20 protein-coding genes are annotated in these 19,389 nt (G+C 60.9%); 7 read left to right on the top strand and 13 right to left on the bottom strand.

Translation table 11 applies throughout. The features are described 5' to 3' along the window. The first annotated feature begins 131 nt into the window (after window positions 1–131). Together AAFN47_RS18045 and AAFN47_RS18040 are read left to right on the top strand one after the other, a co-directional pair. Window positions 132–992: a DODA-type extradiol aromatic ring-opening family dioxygenase gene (locus AAFN47_RS18045; protein ID WP_499810641.1), complete on the top strand. Its 861-nt coding sequence runs from the start codon at window positions 132–134 to the stop codon at window positions 990–992. Then, the gene (locus AAFN47_RS18040) at window positions 989–1,354 is read left to right on the top strand and encodes a hypothetical protein (RefSeq protein WP_499810640.1); all 366 of its coding nucleotides are present in this window, start codon (window positions 989–991) and stop codon (window positions 1,352–1,354) included. Before AAFN47_RS18045 ends, AAFN47_RS18040 begins: the two co-directional genes overlap by 4 nt. Window positions 1,355–1,425: 71 nt before the next feature. Here AAFN47_RS18040 and AAFN47_RS18035 read toward each other — a convergent pair whose 3' ends face one another. Next, a complete protein-coding gene (locus AAFN47_RS18035; protein ID WP_499810639.1) occupies window positions 1,426–2,046 on the bottom strand; it encodes an alpha/beta hydrolase in 621 nt (206 codons plus the stop codon). Window positions 2,047–2,068: 22 nt separating this feature from the next. Beyond that, a complete protein-coding gene (locus AAFN47_RS18030; protein WP_499810638.1) occupies window positions 2,069–2,998 on the bottom strand; it encodes a VOC family protein in 930 nt (309 codons plus the stop codon). 129 nt (window positions 2,999–3,127) lie between these two features. Here AAFN47_RS18030 and AAFN47_RS18025 point away from each other — a divergent pair, with 129 nt between their 5' ends. Further along, window positions 3,128–4,051 (top strand): LysR family transcriptional regulator, encoded by a 924-nt coding sequence (locus AAFN47_RS18025; protein WP_499810637.1) that lies wholly within the window; start codon window positions 3,128–3,130, stop codon window positions 4,049–4,051. A 22-nt stretch (window positions 4,052–4,073) separates the two neighbouring features. Here the strand turns inward: AAFN47_RS18025 and AAFN47_RS18020 are convergent, their stop codons facing one another. Beyond that, window positions 4,074–4,964 carry a helix-turn-helix domain-containing protein gene (locus tag AAFN47_RS18020; protein ID WP_499810636.1) on the bottom strand — a complete coding sequence of 297 codons (891 nt, stop codon included), beginning with the start codon at window positions 4,962–4,964 and terminating at the stop codon, window positions 4,074–4,076. A 94-nt stretch (window positions 4,965–5,058) separates the two neighbouring features. On the opposite strand from AAFN47_RS18020, the gene pobA reads away from it, so the two are divergent. Next, the gene (gene pobA / locus AAFN47_RS18015) at window positions 5,059–6,231 is read left to right on the top strand and encodes a 4-hydroxybenzoate 3-monooxygenase (protein ID WP_499810635.1); all 1,173 of its coding nucleotides are present in this window, start codon (window positions 5,059–5,061) and stop codon (window positions 6,229–6,231) included. A 7-nt stretch (window positions 6,232–6,238) separates the two neighbouring features. Here pobA and AAFN47_RS18010 read toward each other — a convergent pair whose 3' ends face one another. Continuing rightward, a complete protein-coding gene (locus AAFN47_RS18010; protein WP_499810634.1) occupies window positions 6,239–7,261 on the bottom strand; it encodes a permease in 1,023 nt (340 codons plus the stop codon). A 94-nt stretch (window positions 7,262–7,355) separates the two neighbouring features. On the opposite strand from AAFN47_RS18010, the gene AAFN47_RS18005 reads away from it, so the two are divergent. Then, window positions 7,356–8,192, top strand: a complete 837-nt coding sequence (locus AAFN47_RS18005) for a LysR family transcriptional regulator (RefSeq protein WP_499810633.1) — start codon at window positions 7,356–7,358, stop codon at window positions 8,190–8,192. Between the two features lie 61 nt (window positions 8,193–8,253). Here AAFN47_RS18005 and AAFN47_RS18000 read toward each other — a convergent pair whose 3' ends face one another. The 9 genes from AAFN47_RS18000 to AAFN47_RS17960 all read right to left on the bottom strand — a co-directional run bounded on the left by AAFN47_RS18000 (window position 8,254) and on the right by AAFN47_RS17960 (window position 17,332). Next, complete coding sequence (locus AAFN47_RS18000; RefSeq protein ID WP_499810632.1) at window positions 8,254–9,549, bottom strand: TRAP transporter large permease; 1,296 nt, start codon at window positions 9,547–9,549, stop codon at window positions 8,254–8,256. Then, a complete protein-coding gene (locus AAFN47_RS17995; RefSeq protein WP_499810631.1) occupies window positions 9,536–10,021 on the bottom strand; it encodes a TRAP transporter small permease in 486 nt (161 codons plus the stop codon). Before AAFN47_RS17995 ends, AAFN47_RS18000 begins: the two co-directional genes overlap by 14 nt. After that, window positions 10,005–10,865 carry a VOC family protein gene (locus AAFN47_RS17990; RefSeq protein ID WP_499810630.1) on the bottom strand — a complete coding sequence of 287 codons (861 nt, stop codon included), beginning with the start codon at window positions 10,863–10,865 and terminating at the stop codon, window positions 10,005–10,007. The genes AAFN47_RS17995 and AAFN47_RS17990 overlap by 17 nt, the downstream gene beginning before the upstream one ends. After that, window positions 10,858–12,660: an AMP-binding protein gene (locus AAFN47_RS17985; RefSeq protein WP_499810629.1), complete on the bottom strand. Its 1,803-nt coding sequence runs from the start codon at window positions 12,658–12,660 to the stop codon at window positions 10,858–10,860. The genes AAFN47_RS17990 and AAFN47_RS17985 overlap by 8 nt, the downstream gene beginning before the upstream one ends. Further along, window positions 12,657–13,670, bottom strand: coding sequence for a zinc-binding dehydrogenase (locus tag AAFN47_RS17980; protein ID WP_499810628.1), 1,014 nt, complete (start codon window positions 13,668–13,670; stop codon window positions 12,657–12,659). Before AAFN47_RS17980 ends, AAFN47_RS17985 begins: the two co-directional genes overlap by 4 nt. Beyond that, entirely contained in the window at window positions 13,667–14,359 is a 693-nt protein-coding gene (locus AAFN47_RS17975) for an aspartate/glutamate racemase family protein (protein WP_499810627.1), read from the bottom strand. Before AAFN47_RS17975 ends, AAFN47_RS17980 begins: the two co-directional genes overlap by 4 nt. A gap of 15 nt (window positions 14,360–14,374) precedes the next feature. Next, entirely contained in the window at window positions 14,375–15,484 is a 1,110-nt protein-coding gene (locus AAFN47_RS17970) for a type 2 periplasmic-binding domain-containing protein (RefSeq protein ID WP_499810626.1), read from the bottom strand. A gap of 86 nt (window positions 15,485–15,570) precedes the next feature. Continuing rightward, window positions 15,571–16,086: a MarR family winged helix-turn-helix transcriptional regulator gene (locus AAFN47_RS17965; protein WP_499810625.1), complete on the bottom strand. Its 516-nt coding sequence runs from the start codon at window positions 16,084–16,086 to the stop codon at window positions 15,571–15,573. Between the two features lie 295 nt (window positions 16,087–16,381). Further along, entirely contained in the window at window positions 16,382–17,332 is a 951-nt protein-coding gene (locus AAFN47_RS17960) for a LysR family transcriptional regulator (protein WP_499810624.1), read from the bottom strand. A 100-nt stretch (window positions 17,333–17,432) separates the two neighbouring features. On the opposite strand from AAFN47_RS17960, the gene AAFN47_RS17955 reads away from it, so the two are divergent. Beyond that, entirely contained in the window at window positions 17,433–18,299 is an 867-nt protein-coding gene (locus AAFN47_RS17955; RefSeq protein WP_499810623.1) for a dioxygenase family protein, read from the top strand. Beyond that, complete coding sequence (locus AAFN47_RS17950; protein ID WP_499810622.1) at window positions 18,296–19,363, top strand: maleylacetate reductase; 1,068 nt, start codon at window positions 18,296–18,298, stop codon at window positions 19,361–19,363. The genes AAFN47_RS17955 and AAFN47_RS17950 overlap by 4 nt, the downstream gene beginning before the upstream one ends. The last annotated feature ends 26 nt before the right edge of the window (window positions 19,364–19,389 follow it).

Below are 19,389 nucleotides of genomic sequence, written 5' to 3'. Positions count from 1 at the left end.
ACGCTGCCCGAAGGGATTGGTGACCCGGACCGGCGCGTCCTCATCGAACGCAATTTTTTCGCACAACTGAAAACCGGGAGCGGGCCGTCCAGGTCCGCTTTCGACAATGACCGAAGGGAAGGAGTACGAAATTGGCCAAACTTGTCGCCACACTGGCGTCGACACACCATCCGTTTTATCTGAAAGCGACCACAATGCCGCCCGAGCAGCAAATGCCGGAAGCGCCCGAGTGGAAGCGGAAGGTCGAGGCCTATCGCGAGACATTGGCCCGCGCCGAACCCGACATCCTCGTGATGGTGGGCTCCGACCATTTTCATCAGATATTTCTCGACAACTGCCCGCAGTTTCTTATCGGCAAGGCCCCGCTCTACGACGCGACCTTCTATAACGAGGTCCGTGAATTCGGCATCCCGACCTATGTTCTGGAAGGCGACGAGGACATGTCGCGCTTCATGCACCAGTCGCTGATGGACCAGAATTTCGACTTCGCCTTCTCCAACGAACTGAAGATCGACCATTCGATCATCTGCCCGATCATCACCGTGCAGCCGCAGAACGATCTGCCCGTCGTTCCGATTTACACAAACATTTTCGCTCCACCCCTTCACACACCGAAACGCTTCTACGATCTTGGTCGGGCGATCAGGAAGGCGATCGACGACTACCCGTCGGACCTTCGCGTGGCGGCCATCGGCACCGGACACCTGTCTCTGGAGCTCGGCGGTCCACGCCAGTTCATGGAAACGGGTCCGGACCCGGAATTCGACCGGCAGGCGATCGAATGGCTGCGCGCCGGCGATGTCGACGCTATCCTGGAAAACGTAACGCATGAAAGCATGGCGCAGAGCGGCGACGCCACGCACGGCTTCCTCAACTTCATTCTGATGCTGGGCGTCGCCGGTCCCGAAGGCGCCGACTATGTCGACAATCTGGACCTCTTCCACACGATGGAAGCCTATTTCACATGGTACCCGAAGGAGCAGGCGGCATGAGCAAATATTGGGTCGACAAGTTCCTTTTCACTGTAGATCGCGATCCGGATTACCTGAAGCGCTACACCGAGGATCCACTGACCTTCGTTGCGACCTGGGAGCAATCAATCGGTCCGAAGCTCAACGACGCGGAAATGTCCAATATCCACAGCTTTACCGACGAGGAGCGCGAAGCGCTGGTCAATCACGACTATGTCGCGCTGTTCGAAATGGGCGCGCATTTCTTCCTCAACCTGACGATCTTCATCGGCATATACGACGAGCCTTATATGGAGAAAAGCGGGCCGCTCTCCTTCCAGCGTGAATTTGCGAGCAAACTCCAGCACTGGCGCGGCAAGGAATATCCTTCCGTCGAGACCTGATCTGTACGCGGCGCGTCTGAGCGAGAAAGGCCGATCGAACACGACTGGCCTTTCTGTTTTAAAGCATCTGCTTACGAAACCGCCGCCTGCCGCGCCAGAAACGCCGCGACGTCCTGCAGTTCCGTCATCATGATTTCGTGCCCGCCCGGCTGCACGCTGGTTTCGACGGCGCTTCCCTGGGCTTTGAAATAGTCGACCAGCCGGTTCGTCAAGTTCCACGGACAGATCGGATCCTTCTTGCCGGCTGAAATCAGAATTTTCAGTCTGGCCAGACGCGCGTCGGGCGACGGCCTCCAGGGAATCAATGGATGCATCAGCGCCGCTGCCTTGAACAGCGTCGGCTCCTGAAAGATCACGGACGCCAGAATATTGGCGCCATTGGAATAGCCGAGGCCATAGATCGACGAATCCGGATAAAATTCCCTGTGGGCGCGCACGAAGCTGGTCATCTTCTCCGTCCGCCGAGCAAGATCTTCCATGTCGTAGACGCCCTCCCCGGTGCGTCGGAAGAAGCGGTTTGCGCCGTGCTCCGACACGTCTCCGCGCGGCGCGATCACGCCTGCGTCGGGGAGCATCTGCCGGACGAGGTCGAAAAACTGGTTCTCGTCCCCGCCTGTTCCGTGAAAGGCAAAGACAAGCGGCGCGCCCGGGCGGGGTTCGTGCTTACGGTACGTGTAGGCGTCGACAGACATGTCAATCTCCAGGATCGCAGTTCTAGCCAAGCAGCGGCAGATGCGCCTCGATTTTCGAGCGAAGCGGTTCGTAGCGCGTCGGAAGCTTCAGCGCTTCACCCAAATGCGCCGCATCCTCGTCCCGGTCAAATCCGGGCTCGTTGGTCGCGACTTCGAACAGCACACCGCCGGGCGTGCGGAAATAGATCGCCCAGAAATAATCTCGGTCGATCACCGGCGTCACCTGGTATCCGGTGTCGAGCAGCGCCTTGCGCACCTCGAGCTGTGCGGCGCGATCCTCCACCGCATAGGCAATGTGGTGCACAGAGCCGGCTCCTTGCCGCGCGGCGGGCGCCGAAGGCAAGGCTTCCAGGTCAATCGCATCAGCGCCGTTTCCGCCAGGCAGCACATGGCGCACGAGTCCGTCGCGGGTTTCGGCTTCCTCGTACCCCATGAACCGCAGCAACTCTGCAGTCGGTCCGATATCGCGAAGCCGCATCCTTGCGCCGCTGAAGCCGCGAATGGCGACATCGTTGGGAACGCCTGCGCCAGTCCACTGCGGGCGGGCATCATCTGGCGCCTCGACAAGAGCAAAGCCGTCACCATCCGGTCCCCGGAATCGCAACCGCTTTGCGCCAAACGCTTCGTCGTCCTCAAGACCGGCGACGCCGTCGGCGGCAAGACGATCGCGCCACCAGGAGAGCGCCCCTTCCGGTATCGCAAAGTCGGTTTCGCCAACCTCGCCCGTTCCGGGCTTGCCCGGGGCAATGTGCGGGAAGGGGAAATAGGTCATCACGGAACCGGGCGTCCCGGCTTCGTCACCATAATACAGATGATAGACATCCGGGGCGTCGAAATTCACCGTCTTCTTGACTCGTCGCAATCCCAGGGTCCGGGTAAAGAAATCATTGTTTTGACCGGCGTCGCCGGCCATCGAGGTCACATGGTGCAGACCTTTGATCTGATTCAGCATCTCGCTATCCTCCAGTCGTCCGCGGACGACGTTTTGAAAATCATGGTGCACTGAATCTGGGGCTGGCGCGGCATGTTTGGAATAGCTACAATACCCAAGATATTATTGCTGGATATGAAATAATAAGCAATGGACGAACTCGGAACGATCCGAACATTTCTCGCTGTGGCGCGGAACCGGAGCTTCGCAGACGCCGCTCGGCAGTTGCGCGCGCCTCCAGCCACGGTTACACGGGCGGTCTCGTCGCTCGAAAGGAGCCTCGGAACCCAGCTTCTGGTAAGGACCACCCGACAGGTCTCGCTGACATCGGCGGGCGCCGCCTATGCAGCCCGCGTCGAGCCTCTGGTGCGGGATATCGACAGCCTGGCCGATGATTTCCGCAGTGGCGCGGAAGCCGATTCCGGTCTGCTGCGCATCAATGCTCCGATGTCATTGGGCCTGAAACTGCTGCCGCCGATATTGTCCGGCTTTCGCACGCAATATCCGCGCATCGAACTGTCGGTGAGCCTGTCTGACGAATTCGTCGATATCGTCGGCGCGGATTTCGACCTGGCGATCCGCATATCGGAACCGCCGACCGACAAGTCCACGATCTGGCGCAAGATCTGTCCGGTCGAGCGCATTCTTGTGACGGCGACGGGGTCAACAACCGCCAATGTTGAAACCCCGGAAGATCTGGATCCGTCGCAGTGCTTTGCATTCAGCGCAGCCGGACGCGAGGAAACCTGGATGCTTGGTCGAAACGGTCAGACCCGGAGCGTGCGCGCAGGCGGCCGGTTCAGCGCCAACAGCGGCGACCTTCTTGCGCAGCTTGTGGAAAGCGACGGCGGCGCAGCTCTCCTGCCGCGTTTCATCGTGGAAGATGCTATTGCGAACGGTCGCCTTGTCCAGATCCTTCGGGGCTGGACGCCGCCTCTCCTGTGGCTTTCACTCTACTATCCGCCCTACGAAAAACTGCCGCCGCGCGTGGCGGGTTTTTCCGATTACTTCGAGGAATACGTGACCGTCACGTCGCCCGTCAGCCCCGCCGAAAAGGTTCCCGAGTTTCCCTGATGTCTGTTGCCTGACGTGGCCGTCAACTGGCGAGGGTTTCCCGATAGGCCTTGGGCGTCACGCCGGTTCGCTTGCGGAACGCACGACTGAAATAGGAGGGGTCTTCAAAGCCGACGCTGAAACCCACCTCGGCGATCGACATCCGCGTATAGGCGAGCATTCTGCGCGCCTCGCGAAACGCCACATCCTCTATGAAACGCTGCGGACTCACTCCAAGATGAACGCGGCACAGCCTGATCAGGTGATTGGGCGACAGCCCCACTTCCCGCGCATAGTCGGACACCCGCCAGCCCCGTGTGTCCTCGTCGCGCACGAGCTGTTCGAAACGTTGTATACGCGCGTCGCTGCCGGCGCCGGGCGCCGGGCCGGCCTCCGTGGGCGCCAGACGGGCGACGACACAGGCGATCTGCCGGCTCATCGCCCTGAGCATCGGCGCGCGCAATTGCCGATGTCCGGTGAATTCGGAATGAACCGCCCGAAACATGTCGGTGACGCCGCGATCGGCGTTTGCCTTGAAGAAGCCGGCAAGCGCGGAAGAGCCGAGCGGAAGCCGCTCCCGCGCATCGGCAAGCTCAAAGACGGGAATGGTCAGCACGTAACCCTTGATCCCCGGTTCGAATGAGAAACTGTGCACGGCGCCGGCAGGCACATTGAGAACGCTTCCCTGCCCCAGCTCATAGGTTTCGCCGTCCAGACGACAACGGCCCCTGCCCGCCACGATCAGGAAGAACTGATGAAGTCGGCCGTGACGGTGTGGTGTGATTCTCCAGCCATGCGCCGGCGCCCGATCCTTCAGGAGCTCACAATGCAAAACGTCCGGAAAATCCGTTTCTTCGCCATAAAGCTCGAAATCCGGAACGAAACCTGTGCGTCCGGATCGTGTGGTTTCGGCAAGGGAAACAATCTGGTTCATGGTGAAATAATGCTACTTTTTGCAGAATGCGTCCATTCCAATTTTTGCGTCCGCCATCATGATTGGGTAAATTCAGGGTCAGGGAGGAAACGCAATGCGCACCCAGGTTTGCATTATCGGCGGCGGGCCATCCGGCATGTTGCTCGGACAACTGCTCCACAAAGCAGGCATCGACAATGTCGTTCTGGAGCGCACAACGAAGGAACACGTTCTGTCCCGAATTCGCGCCGGCGTTCTCGAACGCGGCTTCGTGGACCTGATGCGGCAGGCCGGCGTCGGCGAGCGCATGGACCGCGAAGGCCTCCCCCATGACGGCGCCGTCATTTCTTTCGACCATCACGAAATCCGAATTGATTTCGACGCGCTGACGGGCGCGCATGTGCTGGTTTACGGTCAAACGGAACTGACCCGGGACCTCTACGAGGCGCGCGAAAGCGAGGGCCTGCCTATTATCTACCAGACCGACGAGGTTATGATCTGCGACGCGGATACGGACTCCGCCTATGTAACCTACGCAACCCCGGACGGCGAAAAGCATCGCATCGATTGCGACTACATCGCCGGCTGCGATGGCTTTCACGGTGTCAGTCGAAAGACCGTGCCAAGCAATGTCCGTCACGAATATGAAAAGACCTATCCGTTCGGCTGGCTCGGAATTCTGGCCTTTACGCCGCCTGTCCATGACGAACTGATCTATGCGACCTCGGAACGCGGCTTTGCGCTCTGTTCCATGCGAAGCCACACGCTCAGTCGCTACTACGTTCAGGTCCCCCTCACAGACACGCCGGAAGAATGGTCCGACGATGATTTCTGGTCGGAGCTGAAGCGCCGGATTCCGCCGCAGGCCGCCGACCGCCTGGTCACCGGCCCGTCGATCGAGAAATCCATCGCGCCGCTGCGATCCTTCGTATCGGAGCCGATGCGCTGGGGGCGTCTGTTCCTGTGCGGCGACGCCGCGCATATCGTGCCGCCAACCGGCGCGAAGGGTCTGAACACCGCAGCCTCCGATATTCACTATCTCTACGAAGCGCTGGTCGCCGCCATCATCGAAAAGGACGCGTCCGGCCTCGATCATTATTCGGAGAAGGCCCTGGCGCGGATCTGGAAAGCCGAGCGGTTCAGCTGGTGGATGACGACGCTGCTGCACCATTTCCCGGATGACGGCCCATTCGAACAGCGGATGCGGAGGGCCGAGTTCGAGTTCCTGGGCGAAAACCGGCACGCACAAGCGGCTCTCGCGACCAATTACGTCGGACTACCGTTCTGAAGAACGGTCAGTAGAACAGATCGAAAACCCAGCCGGCGATCATCGATCCGCCAAGCGCGAGCACCAGAAAGAGCAGAAAAGGCTTTAAACGTAGCACCGGAAAGATCGCCATTGCGCCCCAGATGCTGACGACGCCGCCGGAAACAAGGAAAGCCATTGCCGCTCCCGGCGACAGGCCGTGGTCCATCAGTGACCGTGTCAACGGCAATGCGGCGTACCCGTCGATATAGGCCGGTCCGCCGATGATGACGGCCAATGGCACAGCCAACGCGCTGTCGCTGCCGACAAAAGGCTCAAGAGCATCGGGTTTCAGCCATGCGTTCAGGAGATACTCCGCAGCGAACGCCGGCGCCAGTACGATAACCATCAGACGCGCAATTGACCGGAACTCCAGCCAGAATCTTGTCCGGCGGGCGGCGTCGTTCCAGATACGGAAATTGAAGCCGCCGTCGCCACCGCAGCACGCCGTTGTCAAGGCGTTTACGAGTCGGTTGGATCGCAGAGGTGACCGGACCCATGAACGCCGAAAGAAAACACCGGTCACACATCCGCCGAGAAGTCCGAGGCCGAGCGCCGCCAGGGTCTTGCCCAGCGCGAACTTCCAGCCAAGCGTCGCGGCGGTCACAGAGATCAGTTCCGGACCGGTGATGGGAGAAGCGAGCCAGAACGCCATGACAGGCGCCAGAGGCACGCCGGCGGCAAGGAGCCCGGTCATCAGGGGAAGAACCGTGATGCCGCAAACCGGAAGCAATGCACCGAAAAGAGAAGCGACCATGACTGCACGAACAGCTCTGCCCTCGAACAGAACCGAAATGCGATCGCTTGCGCCGCTTGCGACGAGCCAGGCCGCAAGCGCCATGCCCGGTATTACGATCGGCGACACATGGAGCATCGACCAGAAAACGTAAGCAGCGATTTCCGCGAATGCTCCGGGTTTCCAGAACACCAGCGCGGCGAGAGCTGCTGCAACAAGCCCATAAACGTGACGCGCTCCTGGTCTGACTGCCTCGATAATTGCCGGGATGGACATTGCCTGCTCCATTCTTGCCTTTGATCATGGGCGATGGACAGCCATCTGTAAAACGGGTATTTTGACAAGCAGCAATCGGTTTTCCAAATATCTTATGACTCCATTCAACAGCGATCAGTTGCGTACGTTCCTTGCCATCGCCGATGCGGGAAGCGTCACCGCTGGCGCGAGACGGATCAATCGATCCCAGTCGGCGACGAGCCTCCAGATACGACAGCTCGAAGCGGCTGTCGGCAAACCGCTCTTCCACCGTCATGGGCGCGGAATCATGCTCACGCCAGTCGGCGAACGATTGCTTCCCGTTGCTCGAAAGGTGTCGCAGACGATGGACGCTGCGCTGGCGGAGCTGAGAGATGAGGGCATGCGGGGGCGTTTGCGGATCGGCGTGACAGACAATCACCGTCATTCATCACTGACGAGCATAATCGCCGATTTCACCGCTTTGCACCCCGATGTGGAACTGGAAGTGTATTGTGCGTTCGGCGCCGGCTTCGACGCAGCACTGAAAACCGGGCGGCTGGATCTAGCGATCTACGAAGTGCCGGAGCCTGATCGCCGGGACGAGGTGTTGCGCGAGGACAGCCTGATATGGATGTGCAGCAGTGAACGCGACATTGCTTCCGAAGAGATCATGCCGGTCGCCCTTTTTGACCGCGATTGCTGGTGGCGGGAAGCTGCGCTGTCAGGGCTCGAGGAAGCCGGTCGCCGCTACCGGATCGTCTTCACGAGCGAGAGCACACTGGGGGTTCGCGCGGCGGCTGGCGCCGGCATTGCGGCGGCCCTCTTTGCTCGACAGCAAGACACCTCCGGACTGACGCCCGTTCGCGGGTTGGACATCAGACAAAAGTCTTTTCTCGTACTGCGAAAGGCGCAGGCAGCACAAAATGCGACCGCCGACGCGATGTGCGACGCAATTCGCAACGCCTTCTGAACGTCATCTCTCCATGCGCCGACGGGTTTGAAAGGCGCCGATACCGATTGTGATCATCGCATCACAGCAGATTGTTCGGAAGCCACAGCGTGAGCGCGGGAAACAGGAAAAGGATCGCCATCACGACGGCTTCCGCGAGCAGAAACCAGCTCACTCCGCGGAAGATGACTGTCAGGCCGATTTCGGGCGGCGCCACTGATTTGGCTGCGAACACGTTCAGGCCAACCGGCGGCGTGACAAGACCGATCTCAATGAACTTGACGATGATGATTCCCATCCAGATCAGGTCGAAGCCGAGGCGCTCGAAGGCCGGCAGCAAAACGGCGACGGACAAGAGCATGACGCCGAACGGATCGAGCACCATCCCGAGCAGCAGAAACAGCACGGAGGATGCCAGGATCAGCAACAGCGGCGATACGGACCATGTCTGGACGAGATCGGCGAGCGCGTTCGGCAGGCCGGTGAGGGCCATCGTTCGGGTCAGCATGAAGGCGCCGGCGGCGACAAACAAAATAGCGGCCGTCTGGCGCGCCGCCTCGGCCAACGCCAGTGCAAGTTCGCGCCAGTTGAAGCCGGGCTGACAAAAAGCCAGAGCGATCGCGGCGAGCGCACCCACGGAGCCGGCTTCGCTCGGCGAAAAGTACCCGCCATAGATTCCGCCCAGAATGACGATCGCTATGACGGGAAACGCTGCAACGCTCCATCCCACGGTCTCGTCGGACTCCGTTTCCGAGCGCGGCGCGAGATCCGGGTTGAACCGGCAGCGCAGATAGATCATCGCGCCGTAGGCGAATGCGGTCAGAAGTCCGGGCACAATGCCTGCGAAGAACAGTTTCGCAACGGAGACCTCCGCCAGAATTCCATAGACGATCAGCGGTATTGACGGCGGAATGAGAGCCGCAAGCGTGCCGGCGCAGGCCGTCGTCGCAGTCGCGAGGCCGGGATTGTATCCGGCGCGCAGCATCTGCGGGATGGCCATGCGGCCAAGCGCAACCGTTGTCGCCAGGCTTGAACCCGAGGCCGCGCCAAATCCTGCGCCAGCGAAATTCGTGGCGATTGCAAGCCCGCCCGGCAGTCGCCGCAGGCTTCTTTCCGCCAGTATGATCAGGCCATCGGCCATGCCCGACCGGGTGATGATCGTCCCCATGGCAAGAAACAACGGCACCGCTGCGAATTCCCAGCTCGCCGTAAACTCGTACGGAACCCGGCTCATGAGGCTGATCGCGGCGGTCGCAGGCAACAGCGCAAACGCGCCTGCAAAGGCGGCGAGGCCCAGAGCAAGCCCGACCGGCGCCCGCAGGAAAATCATCACAAGCGCGGCGACGAGAACCGTTCCGCCTGTCTCAAACGGACCCATTGTCTGCCTTTCCAAACAGGCGGACCAGAGCCGCGACAGCAAGAAGCACAAAACCGGTGGTGACAATCGCCTTTCCCGGCCAGAGCGGAATGACGAGAGAGCCGGCTTCAATGCGCTGGCCGATGTCGAAGGCCCGCATTGCATGGCTGGCGGTCAGCCAGGCCAGCGCCGCGGCGCAAATCGCCATCAGCAGTTGAGCGGCCCGGTCAAGCAACATCACAGCGGTCTGCGGCAGGAAATTACCGACGAGATCGACACGGATTTCCTCCCGGTTCAAATGCGTGGCCGAAAGCGCCGCGAACACGACGAACGGCATATAGAGGCCGGCGACGACCTCCAGGGTTCCGTCCAGCGGCCGCGCCGCGATATTGCGCAGCAGGATATCGGCGCCGAGGTGAACCATCATCGCGACCAGGGCTGCGACGGCGAGCCACTGTCCGGCTTGCGTCGCCCATCTACCGATCCGGTTCATGACGCTCCTCGAAAAGGAGAGCGCATCCAGCCGCATCGTCCGCCTTGACCGCAAATCCGTTTTCCAGCGTAATAGTCGACACCCCGGTCTTCCTGATAACCGCTTGCGCTTTGGCGAGATCGTTCACCGTGACGCCCATCGCCTTGATGCCGGGACTGTCGCTGGCGACCAGCTCAACCGGCAAGACCGCGCCAATCTTGTCCCTGCTCATCAGCCGCAAAGCCGGACCTTCGGGCAACAGTAGACGGTCGCCTTCTCGCTGAGCCAGCCAGTGCTCGACATAGTGCGCGGCGGCCGCGTCCGGATCGTCGACAGCCAGATAAACCTCGTCGAACGACAGGGCCGTGTTTGGGTGTTCGGTGAATTCCAGCCGGATATAATGCTGCGCGGTCTTGTGCAGGCAGTAGTTCCAGTAGACCGGCGCCTGGCCGAGTTCAGGTATCGCAACAGAAAACGCCGGCGTGACGACCGAGCCGTCGGGAAGCGTCCAGTCGCGCTGCAGATCGAGAACGGGTCCGATCTTGATTCCCTCTGCGATCAGGCGCGCATGGACCGCATGGGCGTCATCCACCGACAACACCGTCGACACCGGACCGTACTCCTTGAGCAGCCGAGGCATCGGCGGCGGCGCGATGGCAGCGTCGTCCAGCGACATCAGCTCGATATAGTTGCACACGCCGCGTTCGTAGGGCGTATCGCCGAAACAGATCAGGCGGTTCGACAAGCCCGGCAAGTCGCTTTTCGGCGTTACGACAAATCCCAGCCTTTCGAAAACAGCTCCGGCTTGCTCGCTGTCGGCAACGTGAATCATCAGGTGGTCAATGGCCAGTATCTTGTCAGTCATCAGCTTGATCCCTTTCTTCGGCCAGCACAAGGCCGAGCGAAGACAGCACTTCGCTTGCATTTTCCGGAACAGGAGACAGCGACATCACGATCCGCCCGCTGCTGTCGGTCCGCGCCGATACGATGTCGACCGCAGGAAACTCCTCTCGAACGGCGCGAACGGCGGCGTCCCTGCGCAAGGCGACCTTGTCGATCTTCCCCACCGCCGTCAGCGGCATGGCGGAAAGCACGTGAACCGCTTTCGGATGGGCCGCCCGTTCCGCGATCGTGGTCACTGCGCGGGCGAGCAAATCCGACGGATCGATGGTTTTTCCGGGAGCCGCCGAGACATAGCAAACCGGCAACTCGCCCACCCTCTTGTCGGGACGACCGACTGCGGCGACCGCCGACACGTCGTCGAGCGCGCCAAACGCCTCCTCGATGGTCGAGGGGTCGATGTTGTGACCGCCGCGCAGGATCATGTCCTTCGCCCGTCCTGTGATGAACAGATAGCCCTCCTCGTCGAAATAACCGACGTCGCCGGTGTTGAGCCAGCGCCCGTCGCCGAGACCCGGCGCGGTTTCCAGGCCGTCCGTGTCGCGACCGAGATAGCCGGCGAACAGGCCGGGCGAACGGCCCATGATCACCCCGGCTTCGCCTGATTTTGCCTGACCGGCCCCTGGCGTCAGGGAGACGATCCCCAGTTCGCAATAGGGCAACCTGACGCCGACCGAGCCCGGACGGCTTTCGCCGAGCGCCGGCATGAAGGTGAGGACGAGGCTCGCTTCCGTCAGCCCCCAGGCCTCCTTCACGGCGATTCCCGTCGTATCGGTAAATCTGCGATGCGTCGCGGCGGGAAGCGGCGCCGCAGATGACACCCAGTGCCGTACTTTTGACGGCGCGGGCGGTTCGAACATGTCTATTGCTGCGATCGCGACCGTCGGCGGCCCGAACAGGATATCGGCGCCCTCGCGCCTGGCGATCTCCCACAGCGCTTCGATCATCGCCCTGTCGCGATAACCGGCGGGGCCGAGCTGAACAACACAGGCGCCGGCGGCAAACGGCGCCAGTCCGCCGAAGATCAGGCCTCCGACATGAAACAGCGGCATGCCGCACGGGATGACGTCGCCGGCGCGCATATCGCCGCCCCAACCGGCAAGAAAGGCCATATAGGCGAGATTGGCGTGGGTAAGTCGGGCGATTTTCGGCAACCCGGTCGTGCCGCCGGTATGAAAATAGGCGGCGATATCAGTAGGTTCAGGCATGGGTGGGGGCGCTGTCGCCTTGCCTTCGAGCCAGTCTTCCAGACGCCCCTCGCCTTCTGCTTCACCGCACAGGACGATTTCGAGATCCGGCAACGCCGCGGCGATCGCTACCAGTTTTTCCGCGACGCCCTGTTTGCCGGAGCGTCCCTCGGCGAGCAGAATATTGGCGCCGGTGCTTTGCAGCATCCCGATGATCGCGCCAGGCTCCAGAAACGGATTGATCGGAAGATAAATCCCCGCCCACATTGCCGCATAACCAAGCGGCAAGGCCTCTGGCAGCGCCGGCAGCAAACTCGCCACGACCGGCTTCTCCGTCACGGAAGCGAATGCGGCCGCAAAGCGTTGCGTGCGTTTCGCGATGTGAGCGAAACTCTGGTCGACGGGAGCGTTGTCGGGGGTTGTGAGGAACCGGTGGGCGAGCGCCGCGCCCCGCGCTTCGCCGGTATTCAGCACAATATTCGGAACCGTCGAGCCTTGCAGCCAGTGCTCAAGGGGTTCGCGTTCGATTTGCGCTACCGATTTCTCACCGGAAAAAACAGGTCTGTCGCTCATGTGTCCGGCGCCACGATAACCTTGCCGAAGACCTTGCGGTCGCGAAGCATGGCGACGCCTTCGGCTGCGCGCGAAAGCGGCAGAGTCTTGTCTATGACCGGGTCAAACTTGCCTTCCGCGACCAGGTCCAAACAGGCGACGATTTCCTTCGCGGTGAACCCCGTGGAGCCGAGAATATCCATTTCCGACATGAATATGAAACGCAGATCGGTTTTCGGGTCAAAGCCGGCCGTTGCCCCGCAGGTCAGCAGGCGCCCGCCACGCTTGACTGAGCGTAGCGATTGCGGCCAGGTCTCGCCGCCAGTGAAATTTACCACGACATCGAACCCGCCGCCGCGAAACAGCGATCCCGTGGTGCGTCGCGTATAGGCGTCGACCGGTTCGGTTGAATAATCATAGGCCTCGTCGGCGCCCAGTTCGATCAGCCGCTTGCACTTTTCTTCAGATCCCGCCGCAGCCGTCACCGTCATGCCCAGCATCTTCGCCAGAAGAACGCAGGCCGTCCCGACCCCGCCGCTTGCGCCCAGGATCAGGATGGATTCGCCTGCGGCCGCCCGGCCGCGGGTGACAAGCATGCGATAGGCCGTGGCGTAGGCGACGGGCAGTGACGCGGCTTGCGCATCGCTGACCCCGTCGGGAATCGCGATCAGTTGCCCCACCCGCGCCATGACAAACTCGGCAAGCGCACCGGGCCGAGTCTCTCCCATCATTTCAAAATGACCCGACTTGTCGTCGATATGGGCGGGATTGACCAGCACCCTCTGGCCCACCGTCCAATCCCCGCTCTCGCCGTTGATCTCGACGATTTCTGCTGCGCAATCTCCGCCTGTAATCATCGGAAAGGGAACTTTGATGCCAGGCATGCCGCGCAGGGTGAAAACGTCAAGATAGTTGAGCGACGCCGCCTTCATGCGAAGCAAGGCCCAACCGGGCGCCGGGACCGGGGTTTCGATGTCGCCGTATTTCAGAGCATCGATATCACCATGCTGCTCGAAATATAATGCCTTCATGCTGTATTCTCCATTGCTGAAAGGGCGAATGCGACATGCGCCTCCACCCCGTCGATAAGCGGAATTCGCGACTGCCGCGGCAAAAGCAGCGGCAATTCCGTGCAGGCGAGCGCTACCGCGCGCGCTCCGCGTCCTTCGAGGTGACCGACAGCCTCATCGAAAGTCTCGCCTGCTTTCTCAGAAAGAATTCCTCTGGTCAGCTCGTCCTGGATCATCGCATTGACGCGTGTCGCCAACTCGGCGTCCGGCAGGAGAGTCTCGATCCCGTTTGCCGCCAGCCGTCCAGCCACATGACCGGCTTCCAGCGTATAGGTCGTGCCGAGCATTCCGATCCGATCCAGCTTTTGGTAACGACAGGCCTGTGCAAGCGCGTCGCCGACATCGATCAACGGGATCGAAATCGCGTCACGCACCACATCCACGGCAAAATGCGCCGTGAAAGCGGTCAGCACGACACAGCCCGCGCCGGCGGTCTCAAGCTGGATGGCGGCCTCGGCAATCCGCCGGGCGACCGCGTCGCTGTCGCCTCTCTCCATCGCCGCGACGAGCGGGGCGAATGGCAGCGTGACAACGATACTGGCGGCGTTTTCGAGACTGCCGTGACGCGCCTCTGAGATTTCGTTGAGCAAGCGATAGTAGAGGGCGGTAGAGCGCCAGCTCATCCCGCCCACCAAACCAACTGGACGCATCCGATTTGTGACCGATCAGAAGTCGTATTTCGAGAAGATGCGATCGTTTGCGATCTTGATGAACGCTTCGCGGTCGCCTTCGAACTCCGGCAGGAGTTCCTCGTGCCAGACACGGAAGACCTCGACGACCTGGTCGATCAGTTCATCGGCATTTTCGATGCCGCGGGATGCCGCCACTTCCTTCAGCGCGGCCGCTTCTCCGGCGTAGAACGCGGTCCAGGCCTCTGCCAGCGCCTCGTCGCCCGGACTGAAGGTCACCTTTCCGGCCAGCGATTCCTTGACCGCCGTATCGGAGTCGACATAAGCGCCGGTGACATAGTCCCAGAGCGTGGCGGGCATCAGGTCGACAATCTTCTGGCGGTCCTCTTTCGAGATCGACTCCCACGACCCGGCATTGAAGGCCAGCGGCACGGCGCCCGAGATGATGCCCTGCGGCATCTCGATGACCGACTTGATCGTGTCTTCCAGGCCATAACTGCGAATCCAGGCGGCGCCGATAAGCGCGCAGTCAGTGGCGCCGAGTTGCAGACCAGAAAGAATATCGGAAATCGACGTGCGCACCGGCGTCATCCCGATGGACGTCGCCCAGCGCATTTCCGGACGACCGATCGTCGCGACCTTCAGGCCGGCCAGGTCTTCCATCGACGACACTTCGGTCGTGCACTGCATCGTCAGCGGCGTGGCGGACTGTATCAGGGCCGGAACGACGCCGATCTTGCGAAAGTCTTCCCGGCACTGTTCACAGACCACGAAAAAAGCCTCGTTCAACGCGCCCATCGTTGCGTAGGGGTCGATCCCCAGTCCGGTGACTTCGGACATGAGAGAGGCGGCGGGAAGTTCGGCCGGATGAAACTGGGTAATAAAGAAACCGCTGTCGACGACGCCGTCGGCAATGCCCTGCAGCGCACCGGGAATGGACACCAACTGCCCGCCCAGCACCGGCGTGAAGGCGACGTCGCCATTGGTCGCCTCGGAAATCTTCTCCAGCAGCGGCAGCACCCCTGCCCTGTTGGCGGAAGATCGTTCGGGCACGCCGGATCCGTACGTCAGCGTTTCGGCGAATACGGGTGAAGTCGCCAGGCCCAATGCCAGTGCAACACCAATTCTCTTCATGAATTTAGACATCAGCGCCTCTCCTTTTCAGCGATCGTTTGCCGCCGAATGGAAAGATGGACTGGACTCGAAAAATTGTCAACTTTGTTGACGATTTTTTATGCACGCCGCCGTCGCCAGGCAGATGAACGGCCGGTCGCGGCTTCCGCCGACGTGGCGGCGCGCAGCAATAAATCGCGGAGAACTTCCCGTTCCGCCTCCGACAGTTCACTGAAATAGGCGGCTTCCGCCTCCTGCAGGGCCTCGATGCCGACCGAAAGCAGACGGCGTCCTTCTTCGGTTGCATGAACCAGCCGCGCCAGTCCGCCCTCAACGGTGCGCCATTCGACGAAGCCCATCTTTTCGAATGCGGCGACAAGCTTGCTCATGGCCTGTTTTGAAATGCCGGCGTTCTCGGCCATGTGGGTAATGCTGTCCCCTTCAATGCGCATGGTCCGCAGGACATGGGTGTGCGCGGCGGTGATATCGGGATAACCGGCGGCATGAAGATAACTGAGCGCGCGCCGGTCGAAGTTCACGTGTACTTCGTCAAGCAGGCGACCGAGATTTTTTCGCCGCATATCCTCCAGAATTGCATCATCCAGAACATTATTCCGCAGCTTCGTCTTGCTCATTCGATACCTTTTCCTGCTTCACTTCCCGTCCAAGCCATGTTGGCGAAATCCTCAGCACCAAGCAATGACTTGAGTGCGTCGTTGACCAGCCGCACAGTGCCCTGCGTCATCGCGGCGTCCCTTCGCCTGCATTCACAAGTGTAAACATAGTTGACAATCTTCAACGCTCTTGAGCACGCCGTGTCAACGGTTTGACGCCGTCGCAAATATCTTTGTCCGGTTCGCAGGGTTTCCCGCTGCGGCGAAAACAGCGCTCATGCCCGGCCGCTTTCCCGTGCTGAATTTTCCCGGAAGGTCACGCCCCCCAGACGATCGCCTGCTCGTGACGTTTGATCAGTTGGCCGAGATCGGCAAAGGCGTCGATGATATGATTTGCAAAGGTGTCGACCGCCGGAATTCGCGGCGCCGCCGTCAGACGAAGCAGGCCGAGGGAGCGGTCCGGATGCGGGATATTGATCGGAAGCGCGGTGATCTGGCGCTCGTTTCGAAAGGCGAAGACGACGCTGTGCGGCAACACAGTCAGTGCGTTTGACGCCGTCATGTAATTGAGCACACTGGCGAGTGACCCACCCGAAAAGCGAATTTTTGTCTCCGCAAAGCCCAGGGAATGCAGAATGGATCGCAAGTCGGCCAGAAGCGGGCTGCCCGGCGGCGGAGCAATCCATGGATATTCCAGCAGATCGCAGGAGGTCGGTTTGCGCTTTATTAGAAGCGGATGCGTCGAAGAGCAGGCGACGACGTTCCTGCCGGGCAGGATTTTCCGGAACTCAAGACCCGACCCCTCGTCAAGTACGTCCACCGGACAGACCGCGATGTCGATACGGCCCGACAGGAGCAAAGCCCTGAGTTCCGTGAGATAACCGTAGGACTGCTCGATGCTGATATCCGGGTAGTTGTCCTGGAAGCCGGCGATCATGCGCGCAATCAGGCCGTCCATGAAAAACGGACTGCCGCCTGCCCTCACCACGCCGCTTGTTCCCCGGCGAAAACTGTCGATGGTTTCGGAAGCCGCGCGTGAGGCCGACAGGATAATCTGGCCGTGCTCCGCCAGCGCCTTGCCGAGCGGCGTTGGCGCGAGCGGTCTCCTTCCGCGCACGAAAAGCGGCTCGCCGACGCGGCTTTCGAGTTGCGCAAGCGTGCGGGAGATGGCCGGTTGCGACAGTCCGAGAGCCGCCGCCCCTTCCGTCACTCCGCCTGCCTGGACCACCGCCGCCAGTTGTACGAGATGTCTTTCATCCAGCTTCATAACAATATGTTATGTTAAATCAGAATAAAATTATGATCCACCCAACAATCCGGCGCTACAATTCAAATCACATCACGCGTGACCAACGCGCGGAGGAGTGATGAGGCTGGTGACGGACAATCTCGATTTCAATGAACGCACTGCATCGGCCATCGTTTCCGGCAGGTTTCGACCCGGAAATGATCGGCTTGGCGTCGCCGTTTCCGGGATCGTTTCGCACATCCACGCGCTTGTCAGCGAAGTACGGCCCACTCGCGAAGAATTGCGTGAAATCATCGCGTTCCTGACGGATGTCGGCCACGCCACGGAAGATAATCGGCAGGAATGGGTTCTTCTGTTCGACGTTCTCGGCGTTTCCACGCTCGTCGAAACCATGAACAGCGCCCGTCCCGCAGGAGCTACGCCCAACACGCCGCGCGGTCCATTCTATCGGGCGGACGCGCCGTCCTTGCCGCTCGGCGCCTCCATATCGCTCGACGCCAGGGGCGAGCCGCTGACTGTTCACGGTCGCGTCACCGATCTTGACGGAAAGCCTCTCGCCGGCGCCCTTCTGGAGGTCTGGCAGCCCAACGCGGACGGGATATTCGAGAACCAGCAACCGGATTTGCAGCCAGAATTCAATCTGCGCGGCAAGTTCGTCTGCAACGAAGACGGCGGCTTCATATTCAGGACGGTCAAGCCGGGCGGATACAGCATTCCCGGCGACGGGCCGGTCGGCAGGCTGCTGCAAAGGCTGGATTATCCGTTGACTCGCCCCGCGCACCTGCATTTCCGGATATCTGCGCACGGATATGAGACCCTGGTCACCCAGATCTTCGACGCCGATGATCCCTGTCTCACACAAGACGCTATCCTCGGCGTGCGACGCGTTCTTGTGGGAGAAGTCCGCAAATCCGGCGCCGACGAATGGGAATTGGCGTATTCATTTGTCCTGGGCCCCGTAAGAACACAGGAGCAGCCATCGTGAACCTTCCCGATTTATTTGTTTTCTCCGGTATACCGTCCCGCGTCGTTTTCGGCGCCGGATCGCTCGCAAAAACCGGAGAGGAAATCGAGCGACTGGGCTGCAAAAGCGCGCTGGTTCTGTCGACGCCCCAGCAGGAGGAGCAAGCGCAAGACCTGTCTGACAAGCTCGCGAAATTGAGCGCCGGCGTGTTTTTCGGCGCCGCCATGCACACGCCGTTCACCGTTACCGAATCCGCCCTTGAGGCCTTCCGATCATCCGGCGCGGATTGCGTCGTATCCCTCGGCGGCGGATCCACGACCGGTCTCGGAAAGGCGATCGCGACGCGCACCGGCGTCGATCAGGTGGTTATTCCCACCACCTACGCCGGTTCTGAAATGACCGACATCCTCGGTGAAACGCGAGGCGGGCGGAAGACGACCCGTCGCGACCCGTCGATCCTGCCGGAGACGGTGATTTACGACGTCGATCTGACCCTATCCCTGCCCGTCGCCATGAGTGTGACCTCAGGCCTGAACGCCGTCGCCCATTCCGCAGAAGGGCTTTACGCCAGCAACCGCAACCCGGTCATCAGCCTGCTCGCAGTCGAATCCATCCGCGCATTCAAACAGGCCTTGCCCGCGCTCGTCGAAACGCCGCAGGATGCTGAAGCCAGAAAGCTCGCGCAGTACGCGGCCTGGCTGTCCGGGATCGTGCTCGGCGGCGTCGCCATGGCGCTGCATCACAAGATCTGCCACACGCTCGGTGGAATGTTCGACACGCCGCACGCCGACACGCATGCGATCATGCTGCCGCACACCATCGCCTACAACGCCGTCGCCGTGCCCGAATTGCTTCAACCGCTTGAGGACATCTTCGGTATGAAGCCAGGCCGGGGTCTGTTCGATCTCGCAACGAGAACCGGCGCGCCGACACGGCTTATGGATCTCGGCCTGTCCGAGGCCGACCTGGACAAGGCGGCCGACATAGCCGTCGAAAACCCTTACGAAAACCCTCGCCCCGTCGAACGCGAAGCCATCCGGCTACTCCTTCAGGATGCCTTCGAAGGTCGCGAACCTCAAAATTGAGAAGTCATAGAATACGCCGGAAGAGA

Origin of the sequence: Hoeflea sp. CAU 1731 (assembly GCF_039888615.1) — a bacterium.
Lineage (GTDB): Bacteria > Pseudomonadota > Alphaproteobacteria > Rhizobiales > Rhizobiaceae > Flavimaribacter.
The sequence above is the reverse complement of the archived record's forward strand: the minus strand, read 5'-3'. Positions and strand labels throughout refer to the sequence as shown.